Annotated in this window: 13 protein-coding genes and 1 other annotated feature; of the genes, 3 read left to right on the plus strand and 10 right to left on the minus strand. The window is 43.3% G+C overall.

Annotation, left to right across the window (positions count from 1 at the left end):
• Positions 1-43: 43 nt before the first annotated feature.
• Entirely contained in the window at positions 44-2296 is a 2253-nt protein-coding gene (locus DWW81_RS06510; protein WP_117897062.1) for a sialidase family protein, read from the minus strand.
• An 11-nt stretch (positions 2297-2307) separates the two neighbouring features.
• Entirely contained in the window at positions 2308-3009 is a 702-nt protein-coding gene (locus DWW81_RS06515; RefSeq protein WP_181979656.1) for an ABC transporter ATP-binding protein, read from the minus strand.
• Between the two features lie 149 nt (positions 3010-3158).
• On the opposite strand from DWW81_RS06515, the gene DWW81_RS06520 reads away from it, so the two are divergent.
• Positions 3159-3695 carry a nitroreductase family protein gene (locus DWW81_RS06520; protein ID WP_117897061.1) on the plus strand — a complete coding sequence of 179 codons (537 nt, stop codon included), beginning with the start codon at positions 3159-3161 and terminating at the stop codon, positions 3693-3695.
• 210 nt (positions 3696-3905) lie between these two features.
• On the opposite strand, the gene DWW81_RS06525 is transcribed toward DWW81_RS06520, so the two are convergent.
• From DWW81_RS06525 to glgB, 3 genes are all read right to left on the minus strand, one after another.
• Positions 3906-4904: a GGGtGRT protein gene (locus tag DWW81_RS06525; RefSeq protein ID WP_022288287.1), complete on the minus strand. Its 999-nt coding sequence runs from the start codon at positions 4902-4904 to the stop codon at positions 3906-3908.
• 15 nt (positions 4905-4919) lie between these two features.
• Positions 4920-5612: a hypothetical protein gene (locus DWW81_RS06530; protein ID WP_022288288.1), complete on the minus strand. Its 693-nt coding sequence runs from the start codon at positions 5610-5612 to the stop codon at positions 4920-4922.
• A 119-nt stretch (positions 5613-5731) separates the two neighbouring features.
• Complete coding sequence (glgB, locus tag DWW81_RS06535) at positions 5732-7516, minus strand: 1,4-alpha-glucan branching protein GlgB (protein ID WP_117897060.1); 1785 nt, start codon at positions 7514-7516, stop codon at positions 5732-5734.
• 187 nt (positions 7517-7703) lie between these two features.
• On the opposite strand from glgB, the gene DWW81_RS06540 reads away from it, so the two are divergent.
• Positions 7704-8264, plus strand: coding sequence for a TetR/AcrR family transcriptional regulator C-terminal domain-containing protein (locus DWW81_RS06540; protein ID WP_022288290.1), 561 nt, complete (start codon positions 7704-7706; stop codon positions 8262-8264).
• A gap of 118 nt (positions 8265-8382) precedes the next feature.
• On the opposite strand, the gene DWW81_RS06545 is transcribed toward DWW81_RS06540, so the two are convergent.
• The 3 genes from DWW81_RS06545 to galT all read right to left on the minus strand — a co-directional run bounded on the left by DWW81_RS06545 (position 8383) and on the right by galT (position 13269).
• Positions 8383-10902: a YfhO family protein gene (locus DWW81_RS06545; RefSeq protein ID WP_117897059.1), complete on the minus strand. Its 2520-nt coding sequence runs from the start codon at positions 10900-10902 to the stop codon at positions 8383-8385.
• Positions 10889-11701, minus strand: coding sequence for a PIG-L family deacetylase (locus DWW81_RS06550; protein WP_117897058.1), 813 nt, complete (start codon positions 11699-11701; stop codon positions 10889-10891). The genes DWW81_RS06545 and DWW81_RS06550 overlap by 14 nt, the downstream gene beginning before the upstream one ends.
• Before the next feature lie 62 nt (positions 11702-11763).
• Positions 11764-13269 (minus strand): UDP-glucose--hexose-1-phosphate uridylyltransferase, encoded by a 1506-nt coding sequence (gene galT, locus DWW81_RS06555; protein WP_117897057.1) that lies wholly within the window; start codon positions 13267-13269, stop codon positions 11764-11766.
• Between the two features lie 286 nt (positions 13270-13555).
• Positions 13556-13789: a binding site (T-box leader), on the plus strand.
• Between the two features lie 88 nt (positions 13790-13877).
• Between galT and DWW81_RS06560 the strand changes: the two genes are divergently transcribed.
• Entirely contained in the window at positions 13878-15548 is a 1671-nt protein-coding gene (locus DWW81_RS06560; RefSeq protein WP_117897056.1) for a 2-isopropylmalate synthase, read from the plus strand.
• An 87-nt stretch (positions 15549-15635) separates the two neighbouring features.
• On the opposite strand, the gene ppk1 is transcribed toward DWW81_RS06560, so the two are convergent.
• Both ppk1 and DWW81_RS06570 read right to left on the minus strand, forming a co-directional pair.
• Positions 15636-17780, minus strand: coding sequence for a polyphosphate kinase 1 (gene ppk1 / locus DWW81_RS06565; RefSeq protein ID WP_117897055.1), 2145 nt, complete (start codon positions 17778-17780; stop codon positions 15636-15638).
• A gap of 167 nt (positions 17781-17947) precedes the next feature.
• Positions 17948-18229 (minus strand): hypothetical protein, encoded by a 282-nt coding sequence (locus tag DWW81_RS06570; protein WP_117897054.1) that lies wholly within the window; start codon positions 18227-18229, stop codon positions 17948-17950.
• Positions 18230-18420: the final 191 nt, after the last annotated feature.

Here is an 18420-nt window from a genome sequence, read left to right on the forward strand (position 1 = left end):
TGAACTTCCTTTCAATTATGTTACTTTGATTATACCACATTTTTCACGGCTTTGCAAGGTTTTTTTGTCTGCCGAACATAAGTCCGTGAGAGCCTGTGGCAAGGCAGAAAACGCCGTGTTCACGCATATCTCCGCATATTGAGTGTATAACGCCGTATTGCTGTCTATCGGTATTTATACGTGCGAAGCTTTCGCCCAGATCATCAGAAATATAAAAGCCGTATGCGCCACTGATATTTCCTGTGACATACATTGCAGGAGTTTCTTCAAGTCCTTTTCCAAAGCCTATGCAGTTTATCCTGTCCTCAGGGAGAATATCGCTTATACCCACGCTGTCACTCTTTATCTCAAAGCGGTAAAGTCCCTTTATGCCGTTTGCAAGCCAGAATACTCCGCTCTTGTCAGGCTGTCTTGAAAGCTGATAGTGAGCGTATCGCGGACACTTTATGTCCGTTTTTATGGACACTTCTCTGAAAGTTGCACCTTTGTCACGGCTGATGTAAAGCCCCAGATTTTCTCGTTCTGCTATGGCGAAGAAAAGATCGCTGTTGTAATAGTCCGAGAATATTTTTACGTTGTGTTCATCTGCAGAGTTTCCGCTGCTGTCCGTAAAAATGGACTTTTGCCATGTTTTTCCCTCATCGTCGGTATAGCAGACAGCCTTGTTAGAAAAGCCTCTGCCGCCTGCAACAGCCCACATTATGCGTTTGCCGTCGGCAGATATCGCTGTCCAACCTGAGTCTACATTAGGCTTTTCGATGTTGTCAAGTTTTTGGTCTATAAACTCAGAAAGCCCACGGGGCATGGGAAGCTTCTCCCACGTTGAACCGCAATCTTTGGATAAGATCAGACCACCTTTTGTTTTGCCCGTCCAGTTGCCACGGGGAGTTGCGGCTATGTATTCTGGTCTTTGGAGTGTGAAGTCTGCGTTTAGGCAGGTGATGTAGCGGTCTCCTTTTTCGTTTGCAAAGGAATTTTCGCACTCACTGTCATAATCTTCAAAGGCAAAGCCGCCAAGGTCGCCAATGATATCTATAATGCGATTCCTGCCATGGGGAGTGGTGTATACATTAAGGTGAACAGTTTCCTCAATGCCCTCGCAGAATGGTTTGACAAGCACATCTCCGCTTGCAAGACCTGTTATCATGAACAGACCTGTGCCTGTGTTGAACAAGGCTGTGTCGCTGTCAAAAGGTGAAAGCTTTATGTCGCTTATCCAGTGGACGCAGTTTCCGCCGCCGTTGTATCGTGGTTTCATGTATGGGATATTCCAATCGAAGCGGCTATATTCAAGCCTGTTCATTATTTTCTTCCAGCTTTCACCGCTGTCGGTACTTGTATAGATCATATCTCCGCCATTTTTTCGGCAGACAGTTGATAGCAAGAGCATTTTGCCGTTGGAACATATTCCGCTGTAGCCGCATGGGATATGGTCCTCGGGGGTGATGTCTTTGTCAAAAACAGTCACTCCATTTTCGATGCGGTATCTGTATACCTTGCCGCCTGAAAGCGAGCCTGTGTCGCAGGCATAAGCACCCATGCCGCCGTAGAATACTTCTCCGCTTGAAGCGAAAGTGATGTATATATATCTGCTGTCGCTGGTGATACGCTGTGGCACGAAGCCATAATAGGAGGAGTTTTCGTATTTCACAGGGTCGGGGGCGGTGAGGGGAACGAAGCTTTTCAAGCCGTCTGTGGAGCAATACAGAGTGTGACCTCTTGTTACACCGTCAGGGGAGTTTGCTTCACCTGAACAGCCTGCGATAAAAAGTTTGCCCTCACTGTCTGTCCATATAAGCGAGATGTTTTTCTCACCAAACAGGTCTATGCTTTGCCAGCTTTCGCCCATATCCTCAGAATAGATAATACCTGCGGTCTGAGAGCCAAAATACAGCCTGCCGTTTTTGTAAATAAGTCTGTCACCTGTGGCTCTGCCAACTTCGTTTCCGTGAACGCTGCATGGCAGTGTCTTTTGTATTATATTTTCTCCCATGTCATCAGATATGCAGAGATAATTTGAGCGTTTATCTCCGCAGGTGAAAAACAGCTTATTTGGGTCGTTTTCGTCAAGGGCTATTGCAAGGGGATAGGTCTGTGCAGGGTCGTCTGCGGTAACTTTGTCTGCCAGATAGACCCAAGTTTGTTTATCAAAGTCATAGCGATAAACGCCACCGATGTCGGTGCGTATATAAAGCGTTCTGCTGTCGGTGGGGTGGAAAGTGATACCTGTCACAAAGCCGCCTCCGCCTATTTTCAGATTGCCATATTCGTATTTGATAGGTGAAAGAATTTTCATATATTTCTCCGTTACCATTCGATAGTAGAAACGTCAACAGGGTCTTTATTTATCTCGACCTTATCCACCTTGCTGTTTTTGACGGTTATAACTCTGTCAGCCATTGGTGCGATAGCGGAGTTGTGGGTGATGACTATAACTGTCACACCGTCATTTCGGCAGGTATCTTGCAAAAGTCTGAGGATATTTTTACCTGTGTTGTAATCAAGAGCGCCCGTTGGTTCGTCGCAAAGAAGAAGCTTAGGATTTTTCGCCAATGCTCGTGCGATAGAAACACGCTGCTGCTCGCCGCCTGAAAGCTGTGAGGGGAAGTTGTTCATTCTGTCCTCGAGTCCCACTTTTTTCAGCACTTCTTCAGGCTGTGAGGCATGTGCGCATATCTGTGTGGCAAGCTCTACATTTTCCTTAGCAGTAAGATTATTCACAAGGTTATAGAATTGAAAAACAAAGCCTATGTCATATCTGCGGTATGTTGTGAGCTGCTTTTTATTAAAAGTGGCAATGTCCTTGTCGTCAACAAGGATCTTGCCCTCATCGCAGGTATCCATGCCGCCGAGCATATTAAGTATAGTAGTTTTTCCTGCACCGCTTGCGCCCACGATAACGGCAAATTCGCCTTTTTCTATCTCAAATGAAACACCGTCTGCGGCATTTATGGTTATCTCGCCCATTTTGTATCTTTTATAAACGTTCTCGAATTTTACAAAGCTCATAGTCTGCACCCCCATATTGTCTTTACGTTATTGTATCACAATAATATGAACATTTCAAGGGCTTTTGCTACTTGAAATGGTGGAAGTGATATGTTATAATTGTATCTGAAACAGGCGTGAGCCTCACATTTTGACAAGGAGAGATATAAATGGAATTTCAGAAGCTTATTGAAAGCAGAAGAAGCATAAGAAAATATGACGGCAGTAAAAAGGTAACAAAAGAGCAGATAGAAACGCTTATAGCTGCCGCAACAGAAGCACCATCGTGGAAAAACTCTGAAACTGCAAGGTATTACTGCGTTCTCAGCGACGAGATGACAAAGAGGGTAAGAGAGGAGTGCTTGCCTGGATTTAACAGAGAAAGGTCTGAAAATGCGGCGCTTCTTGTAACGACTTTTGTACATACAAAAGCAGGTTTTGACAAAGAGGGTGATCCTGATAATGAAGTCGGCAATGGCTGGGGATTTTACGATCTTGGTCTGCACAATGAGATACTTCTTCTCAAAGCGGCTGAGCTTGGCTTAGGTTCGCTTGTAATGGGCATCAGGGACGGAGAAAAGCTCCGTGAGGTGCTTGAAATACCTGAAAGCGAGATTGTAGTATCGGTTATAGCCGTTGGCTATCCTGCAGAATCCCCTGCTAGACCTAAAAGGAGAGCTGTTGAGGATATCGCAAAGTTCTTTTAATATGGTCGTTATGCAGTTTTTAGCTTGTATTTGTGATATTGACCTTCCTGCGCTTTAGTTTGGTCATCAGACCTTTCTTACAGCATGGGGAGGTCTTTTTTTGCATAAAAATAAGGCGTTAGAACAAAATCTAACGCCTTACTGATATTCTTTTGAACACGAAGTCTTATCGTTGTTCACATTACAAGACTTGTGAAGTGGCTTAAAACCTTACTTCATAGCCTCTTCAACTGCAACTGCGCAAGCAACGGTAGCACCAACCATTGGGTTGTTGCCCATGCCGATAAGACCCATCATCTCAACGTGTGCAGGAACTGAAGAAGAACCAGCAAACTGAGCGTCGCTGTGCATTCTTCCCATTGTATCTGTCATACCGTAAGAAGCAGGACCAGCAGCCATGTTATCTGGGTGCAGAGTTCTACCTGTTCCTCCGCCTGATGCAACTGAGAAGTACTTCTTGCCCTTTTCAAGTCTTTCCTTCTTGTATGTACCTGCAACTGGGTGCTGGAATCTTGTTGGGTTTGTTGAGTTACCTGTGATAGAAACGTCAACATTTTCTTTCCACATGATAGCAACGCCCTCGGTAACATCGTTAGCACCGTAGCAGTTTACCTTAGCTCTCAGACCATCAGAGTATGCCTTACGGAATACTTCCTTAACTTCGCCTGTGTAGTAATCCATTTCTGTTTCAACATATGTGAAGCCGTTGATTCTAGCGATGATCTGTGCAGCGTCCTTGCCAAGACCGTTAAGAATAACTCTCAGAGGCTTTGTTCTAACCTTGTTAGCCTTCTCAGCGATACCTATAGCACCCTCAGCGGCAGCGAATGATTCGTGGCCTGCGAGGAATGCGAAGCACTCTGTATCCTCTTCAAGAAGCATCTTGCCGAGGTTACCGTGACCAAGACCAACCTTTCTCTGGTCAGCTACAGAGCCAGGGATACAGAAAGCCTGAAGTCCCTCACCGATAGCAGCAGCAGCGTCAGCAGCTCTTGTGCAGCCCTTCTTGATAGCGATAGCGCAGCCTACTGTGTAAGCCCACTTAGCGTTCTCAAAGCAGATAGGCTGAATGCCCTCAACGAGCTTATAAATGTCAAGACCCTTAGCCTTGCATACGTCAGCACACTCTTCGATAGTGTTGATACCGTACTGATTGATAACAGCAAGGATCTGCTTTTCTCTTCTCTCATATGATTCAAATAAAGCCATTGTAACAAATCCTCCTTATTCTTTTCTTGGGTCAACGATCTTAACAGCGTCAGCTACTCTGCCGTACTGACCCTGTGCTTTCTCAAAAGCAGTGTTAGCATCGTCGCCAGCCTTGATGAAGTCCATCATCTTGCCGAAGTTTACAAACTTGTAGCCGATGATCTCGTCATCTTCGTTAAGTGCAAGACCTGTAACATAGCCGTCTGTCATTTCAAGGTATCTAGGACCCTTTGCAAGTGTACCATACATAGTACCTACCTGTGAACGAAGTCCCTTACCAAGGTCCTCAAGACCAGCGCCTACTACAAGACCGCCCTCAGAGAATGCACTCTGTGAACGACCGTAAACGATCTGGAGGAAAAGCTCTCTCATAGCTGTGTTGATAGCGTCGCAAACGAGGTCTGTGTTAAGAGCCTCGAGAACTGTTCTGCCTGGAAGGATCTCTGATGCCATAGCAGCAGAGTGTGTCATACCTGAGCAGCCGATAGTTTCAACGAGACATTCCTGGATAACGCCCTCTTTTACGTTAAGTGTCAGCTTGCAGCAGCCCTGCTGTGGAGCACACCAGCCGATACCGTGTGTAAAGCCTGAGATATCCTTGATTTCCTTAGCTTTTACCCACTTTGCTTCTTCTGGAATTGGAGCTGCACCGTGAGCAACGCCCTGAGCGATAGGGCACATTGTTTCAACTTCGTGAGAATAAACCATTATTTACATAACTCCTCTCAAATGATTTTGGTGTAAATGTTGTATATTACATACACTCATATTATAACGCATATTTCGCCATTTTGCAATAGTATTTTATGATTTTTAATATTTTTTTCTCATTCTGTGGTAATTATAACGCTGCTGAGAGGTGCGAGTCTGAGTGGCAGCTTATAGTTTGTGGTGTAAAGACCGCTGTTTATGCAGTTTGAGCCACTATAAATATCACGGTCAGAGTTGAGAAGCTCTTTGTAGGCTCCGTTTTGCTCGACCTTCAGGCTATAGTTCTGATAGCTTCCGGAAAAATTGAACACCATATAAAGCGTCTTGCCGGAAGGGTCGCTTCTGCGGTAGGCATAAATGCACTGATTTTTGTTGTCTGCGTCTATCCAGCGGAAGGATGTGGAATTATAGTCGGACTTATACAGTGCAGGCTGTTCAAGATAAAGCCTGTGGAGTGCTTTCACATACTCGTGTAATGAATCGTGTATAGGATATGTGAGCAAATTCCAGCCAAGCTCTTTTTCATCACGCCATTCAAGATATTCGCCAAGCTCGTTGCCCATGAAGTTGAGTTTCTTGCCAGGGTGAGTGAACTGGAAAGTATACAGTGCTCTTATGGTAGCAAACTGCTCCTGCTGACTGCCGAACACCTTATCCACCATGGTTTTCTTGCCGTGAACTATCTCGTCGTGGGAATAAGGAAGAATGAAAAGGTCATTATAGAAATAACTCATGGAGAAAGTCATTTTATTGTGATGATTTCTGCGTTCAAAAGGCGGAGTCTTTATATAATTGATGGTATCGTTCATGAAGCCTAGATCCCATTTATAGTCAAAGCCAAGACCGCCGAACTCTACAGGGGCAGTTACCTTTGTGTAGTTTGTGGAATCTTCTGCGAAAAGCATAACGTCAGGGTGCATTTTCTGAATGGTGTAATTAGTGTTCTTCAAGAACCATATACCGCTGTCGTTCACAGCGTCATCAGTGTGGCCGTGACGATATATAAGGTTTGCAACTGCGTCATATCTCAATCCGTCAACATGATATTTTTCTATCCAGAAATTAACTGAGGATTTTACAAAGCTAAGCACATGAGGCTTTGTATAGTCAAACAGGGCAGTACCCCACTCGGAGTATCTGTCATACTCGTTGTCGCTTTCAAAGAGGAAGCCTCCGTCATAGATGTGCAGGGCATAGAAATCACGGACAAAATGTACGGGAACAAAGTCCAGAATAATGCCGATATTTTCCGCATGGCAGGCGTCTATGAACTTCATAAGCCCTTTAGGGTCGCCGTAACGGCTGGTTGCGGAGAAATATCCCGACACCTGATAGCCCCATGAGCCGTCATAAGGATATTCCGTCAGTGGCAGAAGCTCGATATGGGTATAGCCCATTTCCTTTACATAAGGTATGAGCAGGTCTATCATTTCTTCATAGGTGTAAAAGCGGTCGGTTTCTTCTTTTCCCTCTTTTATGCGCCACGAGCCGAAATGTACCTCATATATGTTCATAGGCTTTTCATAGCATTTGTCACGCTTTGAGAGCCATTCTTGGTCATTCCAGCTATAGCTGTTGATATCATACACCACAGACGCATTTTTCGGTCTTACCTCGCTGTACACCGCAAAAGGGTCTGAGCGGTAGTGCTTTTCAAGAGTAGGCGTTGTGATAACATACTGATAAATGTCGCCCTCTTTTGCAGGGCGTTCAACGCTCCATACCCCACGTTCATCACATTCCATAGGGATAATATCTCCATTCAGGCAAAGCTCTACCTTCCTTGCGTGAGGCGCATAGGTGGAAAATCTTATGCCGTTCTCTGTTTTTACTGCCCCCAGGGCTTCATATGCTCTACAGCTTTGACCATTTATAAATTCTGTGATGATATTGTTTTTCATGCCGTTTCCCCCTGTGAAAAATATGATAATGATAAAATATTTATAAAAAGTTATTGAATTTTCATAAATTTATGTTATAATAGAGATTAGCACAAATTGTCTGCTTTTTTGACATAAACGTGTCTTAGTCTGATTTTTCTTCAAAAAAGACCTTTTGTCGTTATGAATCTGAAAGGAATGTAGTTAAATGTCAAGCTCTGCGATAACCAAAAGTGCTTTGTGTGATTCACTGAAAAAACTCTGCGAGCAAAAACCCTTTGATAAAATATCCATATCCGATATAACAGGTGAGTGCGGTCTTAACCGCCAGTCTTTTTATTACCATTTTCAGGATAAATATGAGCTTTTGAGCTATATATATCTTCACGAGCTTTTCGCTGACATCACCAAAGGCGTAAACTACGACAACTGGTATGAGCGTCTTGAAGGATTTCTCGTAAATATGCTCAAAGACAAGCGCTTTTACTCAAACACGCTAAAAAGCAACGAAAAGATATTCGAGCATTATCTTTTCAGAAGTATGCACAAGCTGTTCATCAGATTTTTCTATCACGCTGTTGCTATAACCAGAAAGCGTTCCGATAAGGCGAAATTCTTTGCCGATTTTTATTCTCATGGTTATTGCGGAATAATAATAGATTGGGCAACGGGCGGAATGAGAGAAACTCCACATGACGTAATGCTGAAAATGCGTGAGCTTGCATACGAAAATGTTACCATTGGTGAGGGATTCAGACAGAACCTTTGACAAAAGTCACACAATCACTTTGTTATTTTATCATATTTTATGTAATAAGTGAATAGACAAACCTAAACATACGACAAAAAAAGCGACAGATCCAGATTTCTGTCGCTTTTATTTTTTTCTACTTTGAAGCTTTTGATTTTCTTCTGTCAATAATAACGAATGCTATGAATATCAGCAAGCCTGCCCCTGAGAGAACTATGCCCTTGTGGAGCAACGGTGCGGTAAAGGTTATCTTTATGCTGTGGCTGCCTTTTGGTATCTTAAAGCCAAGGAATGCAGTGTCGGTCTTTTCACACTGCACCTCTTTGCCGTCGATCTCAGCGGTGAAGCCGTCGGTATACGGAATGGAGATGGTGAAATAGCCGTCATTTTTAACGTCTATAGCGCCGTTTATCACATCTCCGTGAGAGGTCTTCTTGTCTATCATGAACGGGTCAACGTCACGCACAAGGCTGTCTTTGTCGATGACATAACAGCGAACGTTGGTTATCTCATACTTGCCGTCAGAGAAATTCACCTTAACGCTGTCTACACTATAGTCCTGACCTGTGGTTATGACATATTCAAAACGTCTGTTATTATTGTAATACTTCCAATCAGGTGCAGTGAGCTTGTTTTTATTGCCGTTTATGGACACCCAAGCGTCCTTTCTGCCTCCCTTTATATCGTTGTTCACATTGAAAGATACAAACATTATCTCATTGTTCGTGAGCGTTTCGGGAAGCGTTATCTCCTGAGTGAAAGGCTTTTTGGCGTCAATGGTGTATTTTCCCCATTCACGCTTTATCTGGTCGCACTCTGTAAAGTTGATGGAGCGTACCTTTTTGATATCAGATGAAAATGACTTTTCCGTCTTATCCTCAACTATTATATTATTGAAAAGAGCTTCCACTGAGTATGGATAATTCAGGGAATTATATTCTTTTCTGCCGATAAGAGCATTGGTAGCATATCCGAAAGGCAGAACGTCATTGTTTTCATAAAGTGAAAGGCTTCCGCTCTCTTTTATCTTCTTGTAGCCTGACACTGCCTTTGCGGGGTCGTCAGTGATAAGATATCTGTTTGAAAAATACATATCAGCAATAAGGCTTCGTGTCTGAGTGGTCAGGGAAGTGTTGCGGTATGAATTTTCGTTGTATATCTCGCTGTAATAAAATTTGTTGTAATCTTTATTGTGCAGTGAGGAATATATTGACATGGTGTAATAATCTGCATTATATATCATGTTCACTGTGTTCACTTCGTCAACGCAGTTTGAAGTCCTCGATATCTCCTCTTGCGAGCCGACATAATCTGCAAGCGTATTCATATCACTGCTGTTGTCATATTCAAGCTCTCTTAAAGGCACAAGCTCGTCTGCAAAGTTTGCATATACTGTGGATACCACGAGGCAAAGGGACATTCCTATATTAAGTATGAACTCTTTTTTGCAGCGTCTGTATACAAACAGACTCGACATAAGCACAACAAAGTCAAGGATAATATAAAACTCCACTTTTTTGGTGGTCTTGAACCAGAAAACTCCTGCCAATGCAACTAAAAGGGTTATCACTGCAAGTGGTTTAAGCTTTAGCTTTCCTCTTATTATATCAAAATAGGTGTGTCCGAAAAGGAGCATACCAAGAGGAAGGAAAGGTATAAGAACTTTCGGGTCAACATACAGTGTGCCGTTTAACATATAGACTATTATAGGGCAGGTGGCTATTACCATCATAACGATCCCGAGAAATCTTCTATAGCGTTGTTTTGAGAACACTGCCGATATTATGCTAAGCACTGTGAAAAGGCAAAGCCCCATTGAGTAGTGATAATAGAGCAGGAATTTCAAGTTTACCCCAGGTATGAACGACTTGAGATCAACATGGCTGTTGCCTGCCTCTCTGCCTGAGAGCATACAGTGCAGTGTCGGCAGGATAAGCACGCACGCCATTATCACTGCTAGGATAAGCCTGAAAGCGAATGCTGTTCCGTCGTTGCAGAACTTCTTGAAAGTTGGCTTTTCATTTATTTTCAGCCAGCGGTAAACACCATACACTGCCATTGCCGCAAGACCCGACACTGCAAAGAAATAGCTTGTCATGAGCATCAAAAATGCCCAAAGCGTCACCATGTATTTTCTCTTGCCCTCGAAATAATCCTCGATAGCCATAAAACCTAAAAGCAGGAACGGCATATAATTCACGAACATTATGTGCCTGTGACTGTGGAAGATAAGGGGCGCTGAAAAGAGAAACACAAAGCTCAGTGCAAACGCTGTGTTGTCTGTGAATTTCTGCCGCATCCATATATAGAATATCCACAGGCTTGCTATAATGCCTATTATGGATACTATCTGTATATAGGTGGACATTTTCACAAAGGGCAGAAGATAAGAAAAAAGTATTATAGGCGAATAAAGCCCATAATATGACAGATTATAGATGTTCTCACCACAACCTATGTTCGGAGCAAAGGAGGGAAAAAAGTCCCCTGTTTTGTAAAAGAGCTTTCTGAAATAATCAGGGATAGCATAGTGCTGTCCGCCCCAATCAAGCTCAGAGCCATAGGCGTATTTAAACCTTGTGAGCGCAAGGACAAACAGAAGATATATCCCTGTAAGCACACACAGATGTATTATATTTTTCTTACTGAGCCTCATTCACAGCCACTCCCAGCGAAGTTGCAGTTTGTTTTTTCATTTCAGGGTGTTCGCTGTAGCGTTTATACAGCGTCCAATCCTCATAATAAGCCATATGCCACAGCTTGTCTACAGTTTTCTCTTGAGAGGTATACATATCCGCAAGCTTTTTCTTGAACTCGTATCTCTCTTTTGATATCTTTGGCAAAGTGTTGCCCACCACTTTCAGACGGCTAGCCTTGTAATACTTGCCAAAGCAGTAAAGGTCGCACTGGATATCGTTTTTATCGTATATCTCAGTGACGTAATTATGCACGTTTACATGGTGGATATGACCATATTCGCCTTTTTGATTATGCACAGCTATAAGCTTCCAATCCTTGCAGGTCATTATCTTTTCAATGTCAGATTCGATACCGTCCTTAACAAGCGCCCAATCGTCACGCTTACCCCTGACTTTATCAGGATATTCAAGCATTATACACTCGTTGCCCGAGGCTTTCACCACGTCCTTGAACTCCTGAGAACGCACCTTGTTTCTTCCGTTTGTTACACACACAACAAGATAGCCTTTATCATAAAGATGTCCTCCGCCCCAAAGCACTTCGTCATCAGGGTGAGCCACTATCATAAGCTTATCAGCCTTTGATGACGAAGCAAGCTGTAACTGTATGGCGGATATAGGCGCAACGTCATAAGCCTGATTGACGGTATCTCTTATATGTCTTTTGTAGCCTAAAAACCACAGTGTGCCTATAAAAAGGACTATTGCCAGAATTATTGCTGTTTCCTTTATATGCCGTCTTGTAAATTTGAGCATAAAAATGCCCGCACCCTTGCAGGATCTCTTCTGCGAGACACGGGCGTTCACCTCTTTCTTTATTACTTGTTGTTCACATAGTCTATAAATCTTTCAAATGCAGCTTTTCCGTCTTTGTTTCTCTTATAAACGCCTGCATGTTCAAGCACCTTTGCGAACACGATGCCTATTTCTTTCTGCAAGACCTCGTGAACGTTCTCAGCTGTAATATTGTTTCTCTTTGATATTTCCTCAGCCCAATCAGCGTGCTTTTCGATCATCTCGTCACGGCGTACACCCTCTATGCCCTCTGTGACCAGAACCTGAGCAAGCTTCTCCATTTCGCCTTTAAGTCTTGACGGAAGCACTGCAAGACCCATTACTTCGATAAGACCGATATTCTCTTTCTTTATATGATGAAGCTCCTGATGCGGGTGATAAACGCCAAGGGGATATTCCTCGGTGGTGATGTTGTTTCTAAGCACAAGGTCAAGCTCATATCTGCCGTCCCTCATTCTTGCGATAGGTGTGATAGTGTTGTGCGGCTCGCCTTCAGTTTCAGCGTAAATGAACGCTTCTTCGTCGGTGTAGCCTCTCCAAGCTTTGAGTATCTTGTCAGCAAGGTCAACGAGAGCGGTTTTGTCCTCGCTGTTTATTCTGATAACTGACATAGGCCATTTAACGATACCTGCGTCAACGTTCTCAAAGCCCTTGAAAACTATCTTTTCTTCAACAGGGGCTTTTGCCATTGCAAAAGTATAGTGACCGCCCTGAAAATGCTCGTGTGAAAGGATAGAGCCGCCAACGATAGGCAGGTCAGCATTTGAACCTATGAAATAGTGCGGGAACTGTCTGACAAAGTCAAAAAGCTTCTCAAATGCCGAACGGTCTATTACCATAGGAGTATGCTTTTTATTGAAAAGGATACAATGCTCGTTGTAATAAACATATGGGGAATACTGAAGTCCCCAGTCTGTGCCGTTTATTTTAAGGGATATAACACGGTGGTTCTGTCTTGCAGGGGAGTTCACTCGTCCTGCATATCCCACGTTCTCATAGCACAGCAGGCACTTAGGATAACCCGACTGCTTTGCAAGCTTTGCCGCCGCAATGGCTTTCGGGTCTTTTTCAGGCTTGGAAAGATTGATAGTTATATCAAGGTCGCCGTACTCTGTTGGAGCTATCCAGCGCATATCTTTCTTAACTCTGTATCTTCTTATGTAGTCCGTGTCCTGTGAAAGCTTGTAGAAATAGTCAGTTGCGACCTTTGCAGACTGGTGGTTGTAAAGTCCCCAGAACTTTGTGTCTACCTCTGACGGTCTTGGAGTAAGAAGCCCCATGAGCTTTGTGTCAAAAAGATCTCTGTATACAACTGAATCTTCTGTAAGGCCCTTTTCCACGGCGTAATCGAGAAGCTCTTTGAGAGTGCTTTCAAGATCAACGTCAGAAAACTCCTCCGCTGGTTCGTCATATTCCTCAAGGTCAAGGGCTTCAAGAAGCCTGTTTGTGGTATAAACTCTGTCGCTCTCCTCAATAAGTCCGCTTTCCAGACCATATGTTACAAGTTTTTTTATGCTTTCAAATATCATGTTACAGTTCCCCTTTTGTACAAAAGTATGAGGGGTCACCCCCTCAGCCAGCTCTATTATTATAGCCCATTGCTTATTCTTTGTCAACCGACAGAAAGGCTAATTAAGATACTTTTAAGCATTTGAAAAGTGTAATAAGAATATTTTAAGATTATTTTGCAGGGGACGCCTGCACCTGCATTTAACGTCAGGGAAAACGATTTAGCACCGAATATTAACAAATTGTTAAATCGGCAATTGTCCTATTGACAAAAGCGGGAAGTATGGGTATAATAAAAACAATATGACAAAGGCGTTGACAGGAACAAAAGCAAAGTTCTGACATTACAGAGAGCCGTCGGTGGGTGCAAGACGGTATGCGGAATTTGTGATAACTCGTCCTCGAGCTTGAACGGTGAAATCTTATTAGCCGCTCACGGGTTCTCCCGTTATAGAGATACGCATTGATAGATGCGGCTGAGATATGCGGTGCGAACCGTATATGAATGAGAGTGGTAACACGGCAAAGCTCGTCTCTCCTTATTGGTAGGAGCGGCGATTTTTTTATGCCCTTTTCCACATCACTATCAAAATAATTATCGGCTTTATATTTATAAGGAGGAACTGACATGAAAAACGTAGAAAAGTATGAGAGAGGCTATTATATGCCTCCTGTAAAGTGCATGAAGTGGGCTGAAAAAGAGTATGTTGACCATGCTCCTGCATGGTGTTCTGTTGACCTGAGAGACGGAAATCAGGCTCTTATCATTCCTATGAGCCTTGAAGAAAAGCTGGAGTTTTTCACAAAGCTCGTTGAGATAGGCTTTAAGGAGATAGAGATAGGTTTCCCTGCAGCCTCTGAAACAGAGTATGAGTTCTGCCGCACACTTATTGAGAAGAACATGATACCTGATGATGTTACTATTCAGGTGCTTACACAGTCAAGAGAGCATATCATAAAGAAAACATTTGAAGCTATCGACGGCGCAAAGAACGCTGTTGTCCACCTTTATAACTCAACATCTGTTGCACAGAGAGAGCAGGTTTTCCGAAAGTCTAAGGAAGAGATAATCAAGATAGCTACAGACGGTGCAAAGCTCTGTAACGAGTATAAGAAGCACGCAAAGGGCAATATCGTATTCGAGTATTCTCCTGAGAGCTTCACAGGCACAGAGCCTGAGTTTGCAAGAGATATCTGCAACGCTGTTATCGACATCTGGCAGCCTACACCTGATAACAAGGTCATCATCAACCTGCCTGTAACAGTTGAAATGTCAATGCCTCATGTTTATGCTCAGCAGGTAGAGTATATGTGCGACACTCTTCACAACAGAGAGAACGTTATAGTTTCACTTCACCCACATAATGACAGAGGCTGTGCAGTGGCAGACTGCGAAATGGGTCTGCTTGCAGGTGCTGACAGAATAGAGGGTACTTGTTTCGGCAATGGTGAGAGAACAGGCAATGCCGATATCGTTACTATCGCACTTAATATGTACACTCACGGAATTGACCCTAAGCTGGACTTCTCAGATATGCCTGCACTGGTAGAGCTTTACGAGAGAGTTACAAGAATGAAGGTTTATGACAGAAGCCCATATTCAGGCGCACTTGTATTCGCTGCATTCTCAGGCTCACATCAGGACGCTATCGCAAAGGGCATGAACTGGAGAAAAGAAAAGAGCTGTGACAAGTGGACAGTTCCTTATCTTCCTATCGATCCACATGACGTTGGCAGAGAGTATGACGGTGACGTTATCAGAATAAACTCACAGTCAGGCAAGGGAGGAATAGGCTTTATCCTTCAGAACCAGTTCGGCTACGATCTTCCAAAGAAGATGAGAGAGGACTTTGGCTACAAGGTAAAGGCTGTTTCAGACCACAAGCACAAGGAGCTTATGCCTGATGAGGTATACAAGATATTCAAGGACGAGTACCTCAACAAGTGCGCACCTGTTGACATTCCTGAAGCACACTATGTTCAGAAGCAGAACGGCACTATCTGCGCCGCTATCACAGCGTCTGTAAACGGCGTAACAGACGATCATACAGCAGAGGGCAACGGACGTCTTGACGCTGTGGCAAATGCTATCAAGCAGGCTTTGAACTTTGATTTTACCGTGGAAACATACACAGAGCACGCTCTTGAAAGAAAGTCAACATCTGAGGCTGTTTCGTATGTTGGAATTTCCTGCGGTGATAAGATGTATTGGGGCGTCGGCAGACACTCAGATATCATCGTATCTTCTATCAAGGGTCTTGTTTCGGCTATCAACAACGCTTTTTCAGATAAGAAGTAATGAATAAAAATTTAAGGGACAGGCGAAAGTCTGTCCCTTTTTTTGTACAAAAAAATGCAGCCATATAGAATATGACCGCATTGTATATTATTTCTTTTTTCTTCTGAAAAGCCTTTTGAGCCAGCCTAAAAAGCCCTTTTTCTCCTTTTCAGGCTCGACAGCCTTTGAATCATTAACAGGAGCAGGCTTTGGTGCATTGGCGTATGCTTCAGCGTAAAATCTGCTTTGTGCGTCAATGGCGATATCTCCACGCTCTGCACGGACATATTTTCCGTCAGGCTGCATTATCCTTGCTTTTACGTTGTCCTGCATCTGGGTGTCAAAAATATCGAGGACACGTTTTTTTACTTCTTCACTGAGGATAGGTGCGGCGACCTCAACTCGCCTTGTGGTGTTTCTTGTCATATAGTCTGCGCTGGATATGTATACCTTTTTGCGAACACCTGTGCCGAAAATATATATCCTTGCGTGTTCAAGATATCTGCCCACTATTGAGCGTATCTGAACATTGTCAGTAACGCCCTCCACGCCTGCCACAAGGCAGGATATACCTCTTATAACAAGCTCTACCTTCACGCCTGCCTGAGAACATTCTATTATCTTGTCCATAAGCACCTTATCAGTAAGAGAATTGAGCTTTGCGGCAACATATCCCTCACCGCCTGCTCTTGCAATGCTTATCTCATTATCCATAAGCTCCACTACCTTATTTTGCAGACAGTGGGGAGCGACCATAAGTGCCTTTGAGCTTTCCACAAGCTCGCCCATTGACAGCGTTCTGAACACCTCGCAAGCGTCCTGAGCAATGTCATTGTTTGATGTCATAAGGCAAAGGTCGGTATAAAGCCCTGCGGTCTTTTCGTTGTAGTTTCCTGTACCCACCTGAACAGTGTACTTAACGCTGTCGCCAACTTTTCTTGTAATAAGACAAAGCTTTGAATGGACTTTAAGTCCCTGCGGACCATACATTACATGACAGCCTGACTCCTCGAGAAGTTTTGACCACCCTATATTGTTTTCCTCATCAAAACGTGCCCTCAGCTCCACAAGCACAAGCACGTCCTTGCCATTTTCTGCGGCGTTGCACAACGCCTTTATGACCTTGGAGTTCTTCGCCACACGATACAAAGTCATTTTGACAGACGTAACGCTTTCGTCCTTAGCCGCCTCGTCAAGAAGCCTGATAAAAGGCTTTATGGACTCATAAGGATAGTGCAGAAAAAGATCTTTTTCGTCTATCTGCTCTATCATTGACCTTGACGGGTCTATCATAGCAGAGGGCTGCGGCTCGTGCTTCGGGAAAAAAAGCTCTTTTCTGTCTGCCGCCTTGTCAAACACAGCGAACACATAGGACATATCAAGGGGAGTTTTCTCCACAAAGACTTGCTTTTCTGAAAGCTCCAACCTTGAAAGCAGTTCGTTCAGCACAGTGTCGGATATTTGCTTTGAAAGCTGTAATCTCACAGGACAAAGGCGTTTACGCTTGTTGATAAGCTCAGACATATTTTGTCTGAAATCAAGTTCCGAGTCAAAGCCCTCGTCAACGTCGATGTCGGCGTTTCGTGTCACTCTCATAAGAGCCTTTTCTTCTATTTTATAGCCCTCAAATGCCTTGTCGGCATAATGGAGAATAAGCTCTTCTACAAGGATATAGCTTATGCACCCCTCGTCATCAGGAAGAAAGATCACACGCTGGAATTTCTCGTTACAGCTAACGATACCAACTGTGACGGCGGATTTTGAAGCGAGTTTGGCGACCGCATAAATACTTTGATTTGCAAGAAACGGGAAAGGGTGTCTTTTATCGATAATAAAGGCGTTAAGAAACGGCTTGACCTCATAGGCATAATAAGCTTCAAGAAATTTCTTATCCTGTTCAGTGAGAGCCTTTATGTTTTTATGTACTATATTTTTAAGCTCCAGTTCCTCACAGATAGCTTTGTATGTCTTATCTTTTATTGGTATAAGCTCATGAACACGCTCAAATATTGCTGAAAGCTGTTCAGATGGACGCATTTTGGACTTGTTGTCTTTATGATCGTCGTCCACAAGCGAGGAATCATAAAGTGAACCCACACGCACTCTAAAAAACTCGTCAAGATTGCTTGCAAATATCGACTGAAAAAGCAATCTTTCAAGAAGCGGTGTAGCACTGTCCTGAGCTTCTTCAAGAACTCTCTCATTAAATTTAAGCCATGATAACTCTCTGTTATCGTAGACCTTGTTATTCATATTCTTATTTCTCCTAACTCCTATCGTAAGAAAGGCATCTTATATCATACTGTATTATTATACCGCCAAACGAATATGATGTCAATGCAGGTGCCGTAAAAACCTTGTAAAATCGCCATAAAACAAAAAAACTCCCGCCTGAAGGCAGGAGCAGATCGTCTTGAAGATCAGATCCCGATATATTCCTTAGCGGTCTGGCATATATTTGCACAGTTATTCGCAAGGACGCTGTTGTCTTGTGGCAGATTTGGCAACATGATAAGCCAAAAAAGAATGAACACCATTATAAGCATAAGCGTAGCACCAGTCACAAGTATCAAAGCGGCTGAACGCTTTGATTTCAGTGTTGTATGTACGTCGCTGCACACTTTCTCGGCGGGCTGTGCATTTTCTTTTTCCTCGTTAGGAATACGTTTTTCTTGCTCTTTTTTACACTCAGTACACAACATATACTTTAAACCTCCATAATCTGTTTTTACTTCATTAACTATTATACCACATTCTTACCGTCTTGTGTTAAGCTGGCAGCTATAATTTACAGAAATTTCGACTGAACTTTTTGTTAATATGTAAAATTCTAAAACTTGTCGCGCGCATATAATCTACCTTCATCAACAAAACCCCTAAAAGAATAACTTAA

The organism is Ruminococcus sp. AF17-1AC, assembly GCF_003461385.1.
GTDB classification, from domain to species: domain Bacteria; phylum Bacillota; class Clostridia; order Oscillospirales; family Ruminococcaceae; genus Hominimerdicola; species Hominimerdicola aceti.